This is a genomic window from Streptomyces sp. cg36, assembly GCF_041080675.1.
Taxonomy (GTDB): Bacteria; Actinomycetota; Actinomycetes; order Streptomycetales; family Streptomycetaceae; genus Streptomyces.
Map to the genome: position 1 here is coordinate 6,807,547 of NZ_CP163520.1, position 16,183 is coordinate 6,823,729.

The window sequence follows — 16,183 nt, forward strand, 5'->3', positions numbered from 1 at the left end:
CCTTTAATAAACAAGGGCGCAGAAAAGCCGCCGGGGCACGGCGATTGCGGAGGACAGGGTGGGGACCACGCAGCTGGAAACGGTGCCGGAGCCGAAGTACTGGCACCTCAAGACCGTGCTGAGCGAGGCGCTCGACTCGGACTTCGCGGTCGGGGAGATCCTGCCCAACGAGCGCGAGCTCGCGGCCCGCTTCGGCGTCGCCCGGGCCACGCTCCGCCAGGCTCTGGAGCAGCTGGAACTCGAAGGCAGGCTGCAGCGCCGCCGGGGTGTCGGCACCACCGTCGCCCCGCCGCGCATGGGCGTCTCCGTCGGCGCGGAACAGCACGACTGGCCCGGCACGGCCGGTGACGCGTGGCAGACCACCGACTGCGGTGTGGCCGCCCCGCCCGTCGCGGTGGCCCGGCTCTTCGACGCCGAGTCGCTCGAAGAGGTGCACACCGTCCGCCGGATCCGCACCACCCACGGCCAGCCCGTCGCCGCCGAGCTGCTCTACATCCCGGTCGCCTCCGTGCCGGACCTCAGCGCCATCGACGCGCCCTCGGGACCGGCCCGCGCGCGCGGTGTGCTGCGCGAGCTCCAGCGCCTGGAGCTGGAGGGCCAGGACCGCGCGGTCGAGCTCGGTTCCGCCCGCGCCGACGACGCCAAGGAGCTCGACCGGCTGCCCGGCGCGCCCGTCCTCGTGGTGACCACGCGCTACTTCGCCCTCGGCCGCACCGTCGCGGTCTCGGTGGCGACCTATCGCGCCGACACCTGCCGCCTCACCTTCGGCGACACGGGCGACCTCCGGATCACCCACGCCGCCGAGCGCCAGGCGTCCTGACGCCCCACCCCGCGCCCTACGGACACGGCCCGCCGCTCCCTGAGCAGCGGGCCGCCCCTGTCGGCGGCCACAGCCGATCGTGTCCGGCGGCGGGAGCCCATCATCTTGGACTGGCCTGCACCGGACCGGTACGGATGCGGGCCCCGCGAGCCGGTACGGATACAGGCCCGTCGGCCCGTACGGATCTGGGCCCCGCCGGGGCGAGGCGTCTCCGTCGCCCCGGCCGGGGACGGTGGCAGCGGGCAGCGGGCGGTGGCCAGGGGCGATGCCCTCAGCGGCGCGCGGTCACCGAGCCCTCGACCGCGAACAACTGCTCCTCCACATGGTCCAGCGCCAGCCGCAGCGCGCCGGTCGCCACCGCCGCCTCGCCCAGCAGGGACAGGGCCACGCGCGGCGGGCGCAGACAGTAGCGCGCCAGCTCCTGGCGCAGGGGTTCGAGCACCCCGTCGATCCCGGCCGCCCAGCCACCCACCACGACCAGCTCCGGGTCGAGTGCCAGCACCAGCGCCGCCACGTCGTGCACCAGCCGCTGGATGAAGCGCTCGACGGCCTCCTGAGCCCCGATGTCGCCCTGCTTGGCCAGCGCGAACACATCCGCGACCGCCTGCTCGTCCAGCGGGTGCAACGGCTCCTCGGTCGTCGACAGCAGCTTCTCGGGCGTCACGTCCCGGCCCAGCAGATGCAACGCGCCGATCTCCCCGGCCGCGCCACCGAAGCCGCGGTGCAGCCGGCCGCCTATCAGCGACCCCGCCCCGGGACTCAGCCCCGCCAGCACGAACACGATGTCGTCCGAGTCCGTCGCCGCACCCTTCCAGTGCTCGGCGACGGCCGCCGCGTTCGCGTCGTTCTCGACGAGCACGGGGCAGCGGAACGAACGCCGCAGCCGCTCACCGAGCGCCAGCCCCGTCCACTCCGGCAGCGCGGTACCCAGCCGTACGGTCCCGTCGGCCTCCACTATGCCCGGACTGCCCACACCGACCGCGCGCAGCGAGCTCCGCGCCACCCCGGCCCGCCGCAGCAGATCCGCGACCGTCGAACGCACCCGCTCCAGCCGCTCGTCCGCCGACGCCGTCTCCGACACCTCGCGCGACCCGGCACCCACGATCCGCCCGTCCAGCCCGGACAGCAGCGCGGCCACCCGGTGCGGGCCGATCTCGATGCCCAGCAGATGCCCCGCCTCCGCCCGGAACCGGAAACGGCGCGCGGGACGGCCCTGACGGCGCGCCTCGCCCTCTTCCGGAGCCGACTCGACGACGAGTCCGCCCTCCATGAGCCCCTCGACCACGCCCTCGACCGTCGGCCTGGACAGGCCGGTGATCCGGGTCAGATCGGTCAGAGTGGGAGATTCCGCCCCACGCAGTGCATGGAGAACCACTGCGGAATTGATCCGCCGCAGCAGAGAGGGATCCCCGCCGGTCAGCCGCCCCAACGTGTGTCCTCCCAGCTCGTACGCGTGTCTGCCGGATCGTACTCGCTGGTCAGATATACGGCGAGTGGCGAATGGTCACGGAGACGCATCAGCTCGGAGTCACGAATCCGGACTCGTACGCGGCGATCACCGCCTGGGTCCGGTCCCGCGCCCCCAACTTGGCCAGCACGGCGCTGACATGGGTCTTCACCGTCTCCGTCCCGACGATCAGCCGGGCGGCGATCTCCGCGTTCGAGAGGCCGCGCGCCATCAGCCGCAGCACCGCGGCTTCACGCTCGGTGAGCGCCGCCCGGTCGAGCGCCGCCCGCGCGTCCTTGTTGCCGTACTCGGCGGCCAGCGAACGCACCGCCGCCGGGAACAGCAGCGACTCGCCCTCCGCGACGAGCCGCACCGCGTGCACGATCTCCGCGGGCCGGGCCCGCTTCAGCAGAAACCCGTCGGCCCCCGCCCGCAGCGCCTCATAGACGTACTCGTCGTTCTCGAACGTCGTCACCACCAAGATCTTCGGTGGCTCCGGCACCGTCCGCAGCACCGCCCGGGTCGCCTCTATCCCGTCGAGCAACGGCATCCGCACATCCATCGCCACCACATCGGGGCGCAACTGGCGGACCAGCGGGATCACGGCCGCGCCATCCGCGGCCTCACCCACCACCTCGATGTCGGGCTGGGCCTCCAGCACAGCACGCAGACCCGCACGGACCAGGGGTTCGTCGTCGACGAGAAGAACGGTAACCGGCACCCGGTCAGCGTAGGCCGTCCAGCGGCAGCCGGACGCGCACCCTCCATTCCCCCTTGTCCGGCCCCGACCGTGCTTCGCCGCCCAGCAGCGCCGCCCGCTCCCGTATGCCGCGCAGCCCACTGCCGCCCCGCACCTCGGGTATGGAGTCCGCCAGCGGATTCGTCACATCGAGCTCCAGTCGCTCACCCAGCACGGCCAGCCGCACCCGCACCGGAACCGGTCCCGAGTGCCGCAACACATTCGTCAGTGCCTCCTGAAGGATTCGATACCCCTCGCGCGAGACCGGCCCGGGCACCAGCTCCAGCGGCCCGTTCAGCTCCGCGTTCACCTGGGCGCCGGAGGCCCGCGCGGACTCCAGCAGCCGGTCCGCCTCGGCCAGTGTCGGCCGCTGACCCACCTGCTCGCCGCTCTCGCGCAGAACCAGCAGCACCCGCTCCAGGTCGTCCAGCGCAGCCCGGCCCGTCTCCTCGATCGCCGCCAGCGCCCGCTCGGTGAACGCCGGGTCACCCGCGGCCCGGGCCGCGCCCGCCTGGACCACGGCCACGGTCAGCGCGTGCCCGATCGAATCGTGGATCTCGCGGGCGATCCGATTGCGCTCCAGCAGTTGCTCGGTCCGCGCCTCCAGCGCCGTCAGCCGCTCTTCCCTGGACGGGCCGAGCAGCTTGCGCGCGAGAACGGCGTCCAGAGCCCCGAGAGCCGCCACGCACCCCAGTGAGGTGAGCACCGGTATCGGGACGAGCAGCCACCACCACCAGTGCGGCGCCGCATCGCGCAGAACCGGTATCTCGTCCGACGCCCGACCCAAAGGCCCGGCTATCAAGTCGTACACGGCCATGGACGGCCACACCGCCGCGCTGATGGCGACCAGCGACAGCGCCAGCCGGATCTCCAGCCACACCACCGTGCGCCAGCGATCTCCCCAACTGGCGGAGGACGCCGCCGATACGGTCACGTCGTGCCTTCCGCGCTCCGCGGGCACCACCAGCAACTGCGCCTGCACGCCCTCGGCCAGCCGCACCGCCGGCACCAGACCTATCGCCAGCAGCGCCATGAACGGGACGTACGGTTTTTCCGGGGCGATGAACAGCCAAATGCCGTACACGGCGGAGGGGATGCACATGTGCAGCCATCGCGTGTACGTCACGGAGCGGCCCAGCGGGCGGAGAAATCGCGGCATGTCGTCATCGTGCCAGCGCCCAGATCTGGGCGGCTCCCCCGCACGGGGGAGATGATCCCCTCGCTCGGGGGAGGCCCAGGACCTGGCACGACGGCGAATGTTGAGGCATGACCAGCATCGACGTCCAAGACCTCACCAAGGAGTACGGAACCACCCGCGCCGTCGACCGCCTGACATTCGGCGTGCGGCCCGGCCAGGTCACCGGCTTCCTCGGCCCCAACGGCGCCGGCAAGTCCACGACCATGCGCCTGGTGCTCGGCCTGGACCGCCCGACATCGGGCACCGCCACGATCGGCGGTCGCCCGTACGCGGGGTATGCGGAGCCGCTGCGCCACGTCGGCGCGCTCCTGGACGCCCAGGCCGCGCACGGCTCGCGCACAGCGCGGAACCATCTGCGGGCGCTGGCCGCCAGCAACCGAATACCGGCACGTCGCGTCGATGAGGTGTTGGAAGAGGTGGGCATCGCCAGTGTCTCGGGGCGTCGCGTCAAGACCTTCTCCCTCGGTATGCGCCAGCGGCTCGGAATCGCCGCGGCGCTGCTCGGTGACCCTTCGGTGCTGATCCTTGACGAGCCCTCCAACGGCCTGGATCCGGAAGGGATCATCTGGATCCGGGAGTTGATGCGAGGTCTGGCACGGCAGGGCCGGGCGGTCCTGGTCTCCAGCCATCTGATGAACGAGACCGCCTCGTTCGCGGATCACCTGGTCGTCCTCGGCCGTGGCCGGCTGCTCGCCGACACCCCCATGCGGGAATTCATCGACTCGCGCATCCAGCCACGGGTGCGCCTGCGGACCACCGAAGGCCGCCGTCTGCACGCCGTCCTCACCTCCCGGGGCTTCGCACCGGTCCAGGACGACGACGGCCGCTGGACCGTCGAGGGCGCACAGGTCGAGGACGTGGGCCCGATCGCCGCGGCGGAAGGCATCCCGATCCTCGAACTGGCGACGGAGAAGGCGACGCTGGAGCAGGCGTACCTCGACCTGACCGCGGACGAGGCGCAGTTCGCGTCCGCACCCACTGACCGAACCGACCACCACACCCACACCCACACCCGTTCCGTTCGTGCGACGCCCGACCAGGAGGTATGAGCCGTGTCGTTCCCCGCAGTTCTCCACGCCGAGTGGATCAAGGTCCGCTCGCTCCGTTCCCTCGTCGGCTCGCTGATAACCGTCTTCCTGGCCACGGCGGGACTGACCGTGCTCGCCTGCGCCACGCTCGGCCGCCCGGAGCCCGGCAGTACTGACTTCGACCCGGTCCTCTTCTCGTACTACGGCTTGAACTTCGGCCAGATGGCCGCCCTCACCTTCGGGGCGACAGCGATGGCCGCCGAGTACAGGAACGGGGCCATACGGATCTCACTCGGTGCCGTGCCCGACCGGGGGCTGTTCTACCGGGCGAAGCTGTCCGTGATCGGTGGCCTCACCCTGGCCGTCGGTCTCGTGACCAGTCTGACCTCGTTCCTGTCCGGCCAGGCGCTCATGGACAAGGGGTTCGGCATAGGCATACGCGATCCGGGGGCACTCGCCGCGGTGGTCGGCTGCTCCGTCTATCTGGCCCTGCTCAGCCTGCTCGCCGCGGGCCTCGCGGCCCTGCTGCGCAGTGTCACCGGCGCCATGAGCGTGCTCGTGCCGCTGTTCCTGATCGTGCCGTTCGTGGTGAGGGACGTGTCGAAGGGCGGTGGTGCGGCGGACTTCATGCCGGACCGATCAGGCCGCCAGATCCTGCTGCTCCACCCGGACGGGCCGTTGGGCGCCTGGAGCGGTATGGCGGTGCTGGCCGCGTGGACCGGGTTGGCCGTGATGGCCGGCTGGTGGGCGCTGCGGCGCCGGGATGCCTGACTGGAGGCCAATTGTCAGTGGCGGCGGGTTTACTGACCCCATGACCACCGCACGGCATCTCGAAGTCATCGATCTGCTGCGCGCCCGCGACTTCCCCGCGGAGTGCGGCAGATCGGGGGCGACCACCAGCGGCCCCGGCTACCACCTGGCGGAGCTCAGCAGGAGCGAGGACTTCTGGGACGACGACGGCAGCAGACGCCTCGAAGTGGAGGCGCAGTACGAGGCAGAGTGCGAGGCCCTGGCGGAGCGGCTCAACGACCGGTGGGGCGCGGCCCAGATGTTCCACCTCTGGAGCGTGCTGACCCGGAGCATGGAAGGGGAGGAGATAGCCGAGCCGTGGGTGGAGCTGAGCAGCAGCGTCTCCTACCTCCACCTCTGGCGGGTGGACGGCCGCTGGATCGCCATCGGTGTCTCGCAGTGGGACAGGGAGTTGGAGTTCCAGCTGATCGCGGTGGTCACCGAGATCGACCCGCCGTGAAGGAGCGGGCAGGCGGTTGACCTGCGGTGGCGCGAGCGGGCCGGTGGGCCGGGGTGGCGTAACGTCCTGGTGGGTCGCCGTCTCTCGCCGGCGAATGAGGAGATCGTGATGGCGTACGCAGTGGCAGAGCTGGGCGGCGGTACGGCGGAGGTGACCGTCGTGGCGGAGGGTGTGGTGCGGCTGTCGAGCCGTGTGGGCGGCGCGGAGCCGTCGGTGGCCGAGTTCGGCCCGGCGCAGGCCAGAGAGCTGGCGGCGGCGCTGGTGCGGGCGGCGGACGAAGCGGAGAGCCCGATGCTGTCGGAGCCGGTGTCGGTGCAGGCGCGGGAGCTGCGGCGCGGGGACGTGCGTGACGCCGACCAGTCGATGACGGTGGACGGGGTCAAGGTGGATGAGGCGATCTCGACGGCGCACATCACATGGAAGTCGGACGCGGGTCGGATCTGGACGCAGAGCTATGCCGTGGACGCGGTGATCCGGCTGCGCAGGCGGGGGCCTGTGGCTGCGGGGTAGGACTCGGGGTTGGCTCGGCGGGGTGACGGTTCGGGCCCGTTCGAGCGGTTGCCGGGGGCCGGTGTCAGGAGATCGGGGGCCGCCGAGCGGGTGGCGCGGTCGACTCCGGGGTCGCTGAGGGGCTCGGCCGGGCAGTGCTGTTGGGGTGCTGCCCGGGGCCGCGTCTCAGCCCTGGTCCGCCGTTGCTTCCGCTGCTTCGCGGAGCCTGCCGTACTCCTGGGCCATGGTCTGGGCGGTCCAGTGGGCGTTGAGGCCGCTGGGGTTGGGGAGGGCCCAGATACGGGTGGCACCGATGGTGCGGGTCTGCGGGCCTATCTGAGCCTTGCGGTCGTCGAAGGCGGTGCGGTAGGCCGTGACGCCGACGACGGCGAGGTAGCGGGGACGGAGCCGTTCGACCTTGGCGGTCAGCAGGGCGCCGCCTTCGCGGAACTCCTCGGCGCTCAGTTCGTCGGCGCGGGCGGTGGCTCGGGCGACGACGTTGGTGATGCCGAGGCCGTAGGTCAGCAACTCGCTCTGTTCCCACGGTTTGAGGAGGCGCGGGGTGAAGCCCGAGAGGTGGAGGACGGGCCAGAAGCGGTTGCCGGGGCGGGCGAAGTGGTGGCCCGTGGCGCCGGACATCAGGCTCGGGTTGATGCCGCAGAAGAGCACCGAGAGACCGCCCGCGGCGACGTCGGGGATGACGCTGTCGCGGGCGGCCTGGAGTTCCTCGGGGGTCATCGGGCGGACCCCGGGGTGGTGGGCCGGGTCAGAGGATCGACCCGGGCGTGTAGCCGGCGGCGGCCGGGTGCTGCTTGACGATCTCCTCGATACGGGAGACGACGGCGCCGACCTGGTCGCCCGCCGCGCCGGTGAAGGACAGCTTGTCGGCCATGAGGGCGTCGAGCTGGGTGCGGTCGAGCGGCATGCGGTCATCGGCGGCCAGCTTGTCGAGGAGCTCGTTGCGCTCGGCACCCTGCTCGCGCATGGCGAGCGCGGAGGCGACGGCGTGCTCCTTGATGACCTCGTGGGCGGCCTCGCGGCCGACCCCGGCGCGCACGGCCGCCATCAGCACCTTGGTGGTGGCGAGGAACGGCAGGTAGCGGTCCAGCTCGCGGGCCACGACGGCGGGGAAGGCGCCGAACTCGTCGAGCACGGTGAGGAAGGTCTCCAGCAGGCCGTCGAACGCGAAGAACGCGTCGGGCAGGGCGACCCGGCGTACCACCGAGCAGGAGACGTCGCCCTCGTTCCACTGGTCACCGGCGAGCTCGCCGGTCATCGAGGCGTAGCCGCGCAGGATGACCATGAGGCCGTTCACGCGCTCGCACGAGCGGGTGTTCATCTTGTGCGGCATCGCGGACGAGCCGACCTGGCCGGGCTTGAAGCCCTCGGTGACCAGCTCGTGGCCGGCCATGAGGCGGATCGTCTTGGCGACCGAGGAGGGCGCGGCGGCGAGCTGCACCAGGGCGGTCACGACGTCGTAGTCGAGCGAGCGGGGGTAGACCTGGCCGACGGAGGTGAAGGCGTGGGCGAAGCCGAGGTGACCGGCGATGCGCTGTTCGAGCTCGGCGAGCTTGGCGGCGTCGCCACCCAGCAGGTCGAGCATGTCCTGGGCGGTGCCGACCGGGCCCTTGATGCCGCGCAGCGGGTAGCGGCCGAGGAGGTCTTCGAGGCGGCCGTAGGCCACCAGCAGCTCGTCGGCGGCCGTGGCGAAGCGCTTGCCGAGGGTGGTGGCCTGGGCGGCGACGTTGTGCGAGCGGCCGGCCATGACCAGCTCCGCGTATTCGGCGGAGAGCTTGCCGAGGCGGGCCAAGACGGCGACGGTGCGGTCGCGCATCAGCTCCAGCGAGAGCCGGATCTGGAGCTGCTCGACGTTCTCGGTCAGGTCGCGGGAGGTCATGCCCTTGTGGACCTGCTCGTGCCCGGCGAGGGCGTTGAACTCCTCGATGCGGGCCTTCACGTCGTGGCGGGTGACCTTTTCGCGCTCGGCGATGGAGGCGAGGTCGACTTGGTCGAGGACGCGCTCGTAGTCGGCGAGGGCGGCGTCCGGTACCTCGATCCCGAGGTCCTTCTGCGCGCGCAGCACCGCGAGCCAGAGCTGGCGCTCCAGCTTCACCTTCTGCTCGGGGGACCAGAGGACGGCCAGCTCGGTGGAGGCGTAGCGGCCGGCCAGGACATTGGGGATGCGAGGCTTCGCAGACACAGCAGTCACGTGTCCAGATTCTACTGGCCATTTATGCAGGCCAGCGCCCCGGTCCGGTTTGTGGCTTGCTACGAGAGCGGGGTCACGTCGAGGGCGCGTCCGGGTGGCGGTGGCTCGGCGGCTCTCGGACCGGCGCCCGGCTCCCTGAAGCAGGGCCTTTGGCCGGTGCCGGTCCCGGCCTCGGACCCAGCCCCTGCCCAGGCCCCGGTCCCGGCCCTTGATCCCCGGGCCCGGGCTGCGGATGTCGAGCCGACGCCCCGGGGCCGTGACTGCCGAGCTGCCGTCCTGGGGCCGTGGGCGTTGCGCCGTAGCTCCGGGACCGTGGTGTCAGGGCTGTGGTGTCTCGTCCGTCGGTCGGGGCGTCGGGTACGGGAGGAGGTCAGGGCGCTTTGCCGGGCGGCCGTCGCCGGAGGAGCGGCCGGTGAGACGGCGGCCGATCCAGGGGGCCAGATGCTCGCGGGCGAACCGGGCGTCGGCCACGCGGCGGGTGGCCCAGCGCGGGCGCGGGGAGAACGGCAGCGGGGCGAGCCAGTCGTCCTCGGGCGGCAGGCCGAGGGTCTGCCAGACCGCCTCCGCCACCCGGCGATGCCCCTCGGCGGTGAGGTGCAGCCGGTCCACGTCCCACATCCGGGGATCGCCGAGCGCGGCGGACCCGTACAGGTCCACCACCAGGGCGCCGTGGCGGGCGGCGAGGTCCTCGATGTGGGCGAAGAGCTCTTCCATGCGCGGGCGGAAGCGTTCCATCACCGGGCCGTTGCGGCCGGGGCTGCGCATCAGGACGAGCTGCCCGCAGGACGGGGCCAGCTTCTCGACGGCCTCGGTGAGCAGCGCGCGGACCCGGTCCATGTCGTACTTGGGGCGCAGGGCGTCGTTGAGGCCGCCGACCAGGGTCACCACATCGGCGCGCATCGCGGCGGCGGGGCCGACCTGCTCCTCGACGATCTGGCCGATGAGCTTGCCGCGCACGGCGAGATTGGCGTACCGGAAGTCCGGCGTCCGGGCGGCGAGGCGGGCCGCGAGCAGATCCGCCCAGCCGCGGTAGGAGCCGTCGGGCAGCAGGTCGGACATGCCCTCGGTAAAGGAATCGCCGACTGCGACAAAGCTTGTGTAGCTGGCATTCATCTCCATGGCGGTGCGATCGTACCGCGCGGTAGTGTCACGCGGTCCGGGTGGCGACGGCGAGGGGGAGAAGCGGATGAGCGAGGCGCTGGAGCAGGCTCTGGCGGAGGCGCTGGCGAGCCTGGTGGCCGCGGTGGACACCTGCGAGGAGGACGTGCTCGACCCGGACACCGCGGTGAAGTGGCTGGAGGGCAGCGCCTACATCCTGGACCGTCTCGCCCCGGCCGACCGACGGCGCCTCGCCGGGCTCTTCCGGGCTGCGGCGCTGCGCGAACCGGCCGGGCCCTGGCGGGACGACCTCCTCAAGGTCGGGGACGGGTTCGGGCTCGACGAGGACCAGCACGAGCTGTACTGCGACGCGGTGGAGAGCGCTGTCCGGCGGTTCGTCGAGGCCGTGCGGACGGCGGACCCCGCCGCCCCGGTGCCCAGCTGCCCCGGCTGGACCTTCGCCGATCTGACCCGGCACCACGGCACCACGCACCGCTGGATCACACATCTGGTGGAGCACCGGGTGAGCGAGCGGGTGTGGCCGAGGGAAGTACGGCTCGATGTGCCGGACGACGTCGGGGAGTATCCGGACTGGTTGGCGGCGGCGGCCGAGGAGTCGCTGAGGGCACTGCGTTCGGCCGACCCCGAGACGCCGATGTGGTCGCCCGGGGCCGACCAGCACGTGCGCTTCTACGCCCGGCGGCTGCTCTTCGAGGCCGTGGTGCACCTGGCCGACGCCGAGCTCGCGCTGGGACGCGCACCCAGGGTGGAGGCGTGCGCGGCGGCGGACGGGATCGAGGAGTTCCTGGAGAACCTGCCGTTCTTCGTGCCCGTCGCCGATCGGGTCGCGGAGCTCGGCCGGGACGGGGGGTTTGGCCAGCAAGGCGCTTCCCTGCGGTTGTGCGCCACCGACACGGGCGCAGCCTGGACGGTCGTCCTGGGCGGTGAGGGCGGCTTCCGCTGGGAGAACACCGCGCGCGACGCGGCCGGGCGCGCCCCGGTGGAGGCGGGGTCCGGCGAGGCGGGGCGCGGCGACGCCGCTGTGACCGTGGCGGGCCCGGCGGGGGAGTTGCTGCTCCTGGTCTACGGGCGGCGGGAGGCGGGGGGCGCTGAGTTCACGGTCCGGGGCGACCGTGTGGTGCTGGACGCCTGGCTGGCGGCGACGGTGCTCTGACCAGCCACTGCGGGCGGCTTCGGCGGTCGCGCGCGTAGGGGTTGGCGGCGAAGTCGGGGAGGGGCGGGCCGCATCGGGGCCGCAGCGGGCGCGGTGCCAGGACGTGCCGAGCGGTGTTGCCGTACCGGACGTGCCGCCACGACCTTGCCGAGCGGTGTCTGGTGCGGTACCGGGCGCGCCGCCAGGACCGTGCCGAGGGGCGCCTTGCGAAGGGCCGGGGCGGGGCTGGATCCGGCGGGGCCCCGCCCCGTAGGCCCTCGCCTGCAGCGCCGTACGAACTTCCCCCGCACCGCCGTACGAGCCGCCGTCGCACCACGGCGTACGCCCCTGGTCCGAACCGTGACCCCGGGGAGCTGTTGGCGCGGGGTGTTTAGCGGTATGCCGGGAGCACGCCAACTACCCGGCTCCATCGACCACTTGGTCATGCATCAGTTCACGACGTACGAGAGAGCGAGCGTTCCATGTTCACCAAAGCCTTCTGGAAGGCCACTGCCGAGCGAGCCATCCGGACGTTCGCCCAGTCACTGGCCGCGGTGCTGGCGGCCGGGGCGACCAGTCTGCTGGACGTGGACTGGAAGGCGGCGCTGGCGACGGCGGGCATGGCGACGTTGCTCTCCGTGCTGATGGCGATCGGGTCGTCCGGCCTGGGGCGGCCGGGCCCGGGTCTCACCGAGACCACGGCCCCGGAGGGTGCTCCCGCCAAGCCGGCCACGGTTCCGGCGCCCGCGTCGGCCCCGGCGGCGGGAACCGGAAGCCCCGCCGACCCGGCCGTCTGAGCGGCACCCCGGCCGCCCCTGGGGCCTGATGGCTGGGGGCCGCCCCGGGCCCGCGGGGCCAATGGGCCGGCCCCCGAGGCCGCGTGATCTCTGGGCCGGACCCCGGGGGCCGAGTGACCGCTAAGCCGCCCCGGTGCCCCGGCCCAGGTGATCGCTGGGCCGGAGGCCCTGACCGCTGGACCGCCCCCGGGCGGTCCGTGTGACGGCTAAGCCGGACCCCGGCGGCCCGCGTGACGGTCTAGCCGGATCGCCCGGGCCTGCGTGACTGTCGGGCTGGTCCCCCGGGGCCCCCGCTCGACCGGTGAGGCCGCCCCATGGGGGTTCGGCCTCACCGGTCGGGGCCACCCCAAGGGTCCAGCCCGACCGGTGAGCCTGCCGCCAGGGGCCCCACGTGAAAGCCAGGCCGCGCCCCCCAGGGGCCCACCCAGCGGACAGGCCCGCCCCCAGGGAGCCCGCCCGATAGCCCGGCAGCCCCCTCAGCGACCCGGCCCGACCGGCTACGCCGCCGTGTCCGGTCTGCCGACCAGTTCGCGCAGGACGTCCTCCATGGTGACGAGGCCGGCCAGCCGGCCGTCCTCGCCGAGTACGGCCGCCAGGTGCGTACGGCTGCGGCGCATGGCGGTCAGGACGTCGTCCAGTGGCGTCGACGCCCGTACGCGGGCGATCGGCCGCAGGGCCGTCACCGGGAAGGCGACATCGCGCGGCGCCGCGTCGAGCGCGTCCTTGACGTGCAGATAGCCCAGGATGCGGGCGCCCGAGTCCACCACCGGGAAGCGGGAGAAGCCGGACAGCGAGGCCAGCCGCTCCAACTGCTCCGGGGTGGTGCCGACCGGTGTCTGGACGACCTTCTCCAGCGGTACGACCACGTCCTGGACCGGGCGTCGGCCCAGCTCCAGGGCGTCGTGCAGCCGCTCGGCCGCACGGTCGTCGAGCAGGCCGGCGTCCCCGGCGTCCCGCACCATGCGGGCCAGCTCGTCGTCCGAGAACGTGGCCGCCACCTCGTCCTTCGTCTCCACCCGCAGCAGCCTGAGCAGCGTGTTGGCGAAGGCGTTGATCGTGAAGATCACCGGGCGCAGCGCCCGGGCCAGCGTGACCAGCGGCGGGCCGAGCAGCAGCGCGGTCCTGGCCGGTTCGGCCAGGGCGATGTTCTTCGGCACCATTTCGCCGAGCAGCATGTGCAGATACGTGGCCAGGGCCAGCGCGATGAAGAAGGAGACCGGGCGGGCGGCGCCGTCCGGGACGCCGACCAGGTGGAACAGCGGCTCCAGCAGGTGCTCGATGGCGGGCTCGGCGACCACACCGAGCACCAGGGTGCACAGCGTGATGCCCAGCTGGGCCGCCGCCATCAGGGCCGATACGTGCTCCAGGCCCCAGATGACGCTGCGCGCGCGGCGGTTGCCCTGTTCGGCGAGGGGTTCGATCTGGCTGCGGCGCACCGAGATCAGCGCGAACTCGGCGCCCACGAAGAAGGCGTTGACGACCAGCGTCGCCAGGCCGATCAGCAACTGGATGACGGTCATCGTCCGGCCCCCTCGTCGTTGCGCCCGGCATCGGGGGCGGCTCCCCGACCGGAACCGGAGCCGTCAGCGATCCCGGTCCCGGACTCGGACCCGTCAGTGGTCCCGGATCCATTGCCGGTCCTGGACCGGCCAGCGGACCGGGGCCCGGACCCGTCACCGGTCCCAGACCCGTCGCCGGACCCGGACCCGTCGCCGTTCCCAGACCTGTCAGCAGTCCCGGCCCCGCCAGCGGTCCCGGACCCATCGCCGGTCCCGGTCCCGGCCCCGCCAGCGGCCCCGGACCCATTGCCGGCCCCGGCCCCGGACTCGTCGCCAGCCCCTGTCTCCTCGGCCGACCCGGCACCTCCCGGCGACGGCGGCCCACCCGCGTCCGGCCGTCCGGCGGCCTCGCCACGGCGGTGGCGGAAGTGGTGGCGGTGGCCGCGTCCGTCCCGGCGGCGGCGGACGCCGTCGTCCTCGTCCTCCTCGTCGCCCGGCAGCGGCGCGTGCAGCAGTACCCGCGCGGCCCGGCGGCCCGAGGCGTCGACCACGTCCAGCCGCCAGCCGGCCAGCTCCACGCTGTCGCCGAGGGCCGGGATCCGGCCGAGTTCGGTGGCGAGCAGGCCCGCCAGCGTCTCGTACGGGCCCTCCGGCACGCGCAGCCCGATGGTTTCCAGCTGGTCGGTGCGGGCGGCGCCGTCGGCGGAGTAGAGGGCGCGGCCGTCCGCGTCCTCACCGGCGCCGGCCAGGTCGGCGCGCTCGTGCGGGTCGTGCTCGTCCCGCACCTCGCCGACGACCTCCTCGACGATGTCCTCCAGGGTGACGACACCGGCCGTGCCGCCGTACTCGTCGATGACCACGGCCATGGTCCGCTTGCCGTACAGCTGGTCCAGCAGCCGGTCCACGGTCAGGGTCTCGGGGACGAGCAGCGGTTCGCGCAGCAGCTCGGTGACCGGGTGGCGGGGCCGCTGCTCGGCGGGGATGGCGAGGACGTCCTTGATGTGGGCTATGCCCACCACGGTGTCCAGGCTGCCCCGGTAGACGGGAAAGCGGGACAGGCCCGTGGCGCGGGTGGCGTTGGCGACGTCCTCGGCGGTCGCGTGCACCTCCAGCGCGGTGACCTGGACGCGGGGCGTCATCACGTTCTCGGCGTCCAGCTCGGCCAGATTGAGCGTACGGACGAAGAGCTCGGCGGTGTCGGCCTCCAGGGCGCCCTCCTTGGCGGAGTGGCGGGCCAGGGCGACCAGCTCCTGCGGGGTGCGGGCGGAGGCCAGCTCCTCGGCGGGCTCCAGGCCGAGCCGTCGCAGCATGTGGTTGGCGGTGTTGTTGAGGTGGCTGATGAACGGGCGGAAGGCCGCGCTGAAGGCGCGCTGCGGTGTCGCGACGACCTTCGCCACGGCCAGCGGCGAGGAGATGGCCCAGTTCTTGGGGACCAGCTCGCCGACGACCATCAGGAAGACGGTCGACAGGGCGGTGCCCAGGACGAGCGCCGCCGAGTGGGACACGGAGTCGGACAGTCCGAGTGAGCCGAGCGGGCCGCTGATCAGCTTGGCGATCGAGGGCTCGGCGAGCATGCCGATGACCAGGTTGGTGACGGTGATGCCGAGCTGGGCGCCGGAGAGCTGGAAGGTGAGGCTGCGGACGGCCTTGAGGGCGCTGCCCGCGCCGCGCTCGCCGCGCTCGACGGCCCGCTCCAGCTCGCCGCGTTCGATCGTGGTGAGCGAGAACTCGGCCGCGACGAAGGCCCCGCAGGCCAACGAGAGCAGCACGGCCACCACGAGCAGAAGCACTTCGGTCATCGGTTCACCTCCGTCCCATGATCGGGCAGGGGCAGGAGGATCGCGCGATGTCGGGTACCGGTACGGGGACGGGTACTGGGAGGCTCGCCCATGGGCGGACGCTCACACCTTTCAGTCGAGGACAGTTGCCCCCATGGTAAAGCATTGGCAAAGTGGCGTGGGTGTGGATCGCGCGGGCCGGGGGCGGGCCGGGTGCCACGGGCTCAGACGAGCGGTTTGACCCAGCGGGACCACTGGGGCTCGGGGGCGTATCCGGCGGCGCGCCAGGCGTGGTGCGCGCTCTCGTTGCGGTCCAGGACCATGGCGTCGCCACGTCGGCCGCCCAGCCGTATGAAACGTTCCTCCGCCGCGTCGAGGAGGGCCGCGCCGACGCCCTGTCTGCGGTGGGCCGGATGGACCGCGAGCCGGTAGAGGTGACAGCGCCAGCCGTCGAACCCCGCGATCACCGTGCCCGCCAGCTCGCCGCCCCGCTCGGCGAGGAGCAGCGCCTCGGGGTCGCGGGCGACCAGCCGCTCGACGCCGTCGCGGTCGTCGCTGATGCTGGCGCCCTCGGCCGCGCCCTTCCAGAAGGCGAGGACCGCGTCGAGGTCGTCCGGGTCCGCCGCCCGTATCCGAAGATCGTTCATGACGGCATCCCATCACCGGCACCCGGCCCCGG

General features: G+C 72.8%; 15 protein-coding genes and 1 pseudogene. 7 read left to right on the top strand and 9 right to left on the bottom strand.

Translation table 11 applies throughout. The features are described 5' to 3' along the window. Window positions 1-58: 58 nt before the first annotated feature. On the top strand, window positions 59-820 hold the full coding sequence (locus AB5J87_RS30345) for a GntR family transcriptional regulator (RefSeq protein WP_369381196.1): 762 nt from the start codon (window positions 59-61) through the stop codon (window positions 818-820). A 271-nt stretch (window positions 821-1,091) separates the two neighbouring features. Here AB5J87_RS30345 and AB5J87_RS30350 read toward each other — a convergent pair whose 3' ends face one another. The 3 genes from AB5J87_RS30350 to AB5J87_RS30360 all read right to left on the bottom strand — a co-directional run bounded on the left by AB5J87_RS30350 (window position 1,092) and on the right by AB5J87_RS30360 (window position 4,165). Then, window positions 1,092-2,249: an ROK family transcriptional regulator gene (locus AB5J87_RS30350; RefSeq protein WP_369381197.1), complete on the bottom strand. Its 1,158-nt coding sequence runs from the start codon at window positions 2,247-2,249 to the stop codon at window positions 1,092-1,094. Between the two features lie 88 nt (window positions 2,250-2,337). After that, the gene (locus AB5J87_RS30355; protein WP_369381199.1) at window positions 2,338-2,988 is read right to left on the bottom strand and encodes a response regulator; all 651 of its coding nucleotides are present in this window, start codon (window positions 2,986-2,988) and stop codon (window positions 2,338-2,340) included. 4 nt (window positions 2,989-2,992) lie between these two features. Beyond that, complete coding sequence (locus tag AB5J87_RS30360; RefSeq protein WP_369381200.1) at window positions 2,993-4,165, bottom strand: sensor histidine kinase; 1,173 nt, start codon at window positions 4,163-4,165, stop codon at window positions 2,993-2,995. A gap of 107 nt (window positions 4,166-4,272) precedes the next feature. On the opposite strand from AB5J87_RS30360, the gene AB5J87_RS30365 reads away from it, so the two are divergent. From AB5J87_RS30365 to AB5J87_RS30380, 4 genes are all read left to right on the top strand, one after another. After that, window positions 4,273-5,253 carry an ABC transporter ATP-binding protein gene (locus AB5J87_RS30365; protein ID WP_369381201.1) on the top strand — a complete coding sequence of 327 codons (981 nt, stop codon included), beginning with the start codon at window positions 4,273-4,275 and terminating at the stop codon, window positions 5,251-5,253. A gap of 3 nt (window positions 5,254-5,256) precedes the next feature. Continuing rightward, window positions 5,257-6,003: an ABC transporter permease gene (locus AB5J87_RS30370; RefSeq protein WP_369381203.1), complete on the top strand. Its 747-nt coding sequence runs from the start codon at window positions 5,257-5,259 to the stop codon at window positions 6,001-6,003. 40 nt (window positions 6,004-6,043) lie between these two features. After that, window positions 6,044-6,481 (top strand): hypothetical protein, encoded by a 438-nt coding sequence (locus tag AB5J87_RS30375; protein ID WP_369381205.1) that lies wholly within the window; start codon window positions 6,044-6,046, stop codon window positions 6,479-6,481. Window positions 6,482-6,589: 108 nt separating this feature from the next. Beyond that, complete coding sequence (locus AB5J87_RS30380; protein WP_369381206.1) at window positions 6,590-6,991, top strand: hypothetical protein; 402 nt, start codon at window positions 6,590-6,592, stop codon at window positions 6,989-6,991. A 165-nt stretch (window positions 6,992-7,156) separates the two neighbouring features. Here the strand turns inward: AB5J87_RS30380 and mug are convergent, their stop codons facing one another. From mug to AB5J87_RS30395, 3 genes are all read right to left on the bottom strand, one after another. Continuing rightward, a complete protein-coding gene (gene mug, locus AB5J87_RS30385; RefSeq protein WP_369381207.1) occupies window positions 7,157-7,708 on the bottom strand; it encodes a G/U mismatch-specific DNA glycosylase in 552 nt (183 codons plus the stop codon). A 28-nt stretch (window positions 7,709-7,736) separates the two neighbouring features. After that, complete coding sequence (gene purB, locus AB5J87_RS30390) at window positions 7,737-9,179, bottom strand: adenylosuccinate lyase (protein WP_369381208.1); 1,443 nt, start codon at window positions 9,177-9,179, stop codon at window positions 7,737-7,739. Between the two features lie 318 nt (window positions 9,180-9,497). Continuing rightward, the gene (locus tag AB5J87_RS30395; protein WP_369381210.1) at window positions 9,498-10,298 is read right to left on the bottom strand and encodes an SGNH/GDSL hydrolase family protein; all 801 of its coding nucleotides are present in this window, start codon (window positions 10,296-10,298) and stop codon (window positions 9,498-9,500) included. 67 nt (window positions 10,299-10,365) lie between these two features. Here AB5J87_RS30395 and AB5J87_RS30400 point away from each other — a divergent pair, with 67 nt between their 5' ends. Both AB5J87_RS30400 and AB5J87_RS30405 read left to right on the top strand, forming a co-directional pair. Beyond that, window positions 10,366-11,451: a maleylpyruvate isomerase family mycothiol-dependent enzyme gene (locus AB5J87_RS30400; RefSeq protein WP_369381212.1), complete on the top strand. Its 1,086-nt coding sequence runs from the start codon at window positions 10,366-10,368 to the stop codon at window positions 11,449-11,451. Window positions 11,452-11,912: 461 nt separating this feature from the next. Beyond that, complete coding sequence (locus tag AB5J87_RS30405; protein ID WP_369381213.1) at window positions 11,913-12,227, top strand: holin; 315 nt, start codon at window positions 11,913-11,915, stop codon at window positions 12,225-12,227. A 497-nt stretch (window positions 12,228-12,724) separates the two neighbouring features. On the opposite strand, the gene AB5J87_RS30410 is transcribed toward AB5J87_RS30405, so the two are convergent. The 3 genes and pseudogenes from AB5J87_RS30410 to AB5J87_RS30420 all read right to left on the bottom strand — a co-directional run bounded on the left by AB5J87_RS30410 (window position 12,725) and on the right by AB5J87_RS30420 (window position 16,151). After that, window positions 12,725-13,747: a hemolysin family protein gene (locus AB5J87_RS30410; protein ID WP_369381214.1), complete on the bottom strand. Its 1,023-nt coding sequence runs from the start codon at window positions 13,745-13,747 to the stop codon at window positions 12,725-12,727. 476 nt (window positions 13,748-14,223) lie between these two features. Further along, window positions 14,224-15,525, bottom strand: a pseudogene (locus tag AB5J87_RS30415) (hemolysin family protein); the annotation flags it as partial. 203 nt (window positions 15,526-15,728) lie between these two features. Beyond that, a complete protein-coding gene (locus AB5J87_RS30420) occupies window positions 15,729-16,151 on the bottom strand; it encodes a GNAT family N-acetyltransferase (protein WP_369381216.1) in 423 nt (140 codons plus the stop codon). Window positions 16,152-16,183 lie beyond the last annotated feature (32 nt).

Coding starts and splice junctions, on each gene's coding strand:
- AB5J87_RS30360 (WP_369381200.1), bottom strand. CDS start 4,165: ATGCCGCGATTTCTCCGCCCGCTGGGCCGCTCCGTGACGTACACGCGA.
- AB5J87_RS30365 (WP_369381201.1), top strand. CDS start 4,273: ATGACCAGCATCGACGTCCAAGACCTCACCAAGGAGTACGGAACCACC.
- AB5J87_RS30375 (WP_369381205.1), top strand. CDS start 6,044: ATGACCACCGCACGGCATCTCGAAGTCATCGATCTGCTGCGCGCCCGC.
- AB5J87_RS30380 (WP_369381206.1), top strand. CDS start 6,590: ATGGCGTACGCAGTGGCAGAGCTGGGCGGCGGTACGGCGGAGGTGACC.
- mug (WP_369381207.1), bottom strand. CDS start 7,708: ATGACCCCCGAGGAACTCCAGGCCGCCCGCGACAGCGTCATCCCCGAC.
- AB5J87_RS30395 (WP_369381210.1), bottom strand. CDS start 10,298: ATGGAGATGAATGCCAGCTACACAAGCTTTGTCGCAGTCGGCGATTCC.
- AB5J87_RS30400 (WP_369381212.1), top strand. CDS start 10,366: ATGAGCGAGGCGCTGGAGCAGGCTCTGGCGGAGGCGCTGGCGAGCCTG.
- AB5J87_RS30405 (WP_369381213.1), top strand. CDS start 11,913: ATGTTCACCAAAGCCTTCTGGAAGGCCACTGCCGAGCGAGCCATCCGG.
- AB5J87_RS30410 (WP_369381214.1), bottom strand. CDS start 13,747: ATGACCGTCATCCAGTTGCTGATCGGCCTGGCGACGCTGGTCGTCAAC.
- AB5J87_RS30420 (WP_369381216.1), bottom strand. CDS start 16,151: ATGAACGATCTTCGGATACGGGCGGCGGACCCGGACGACCTCGACGCG.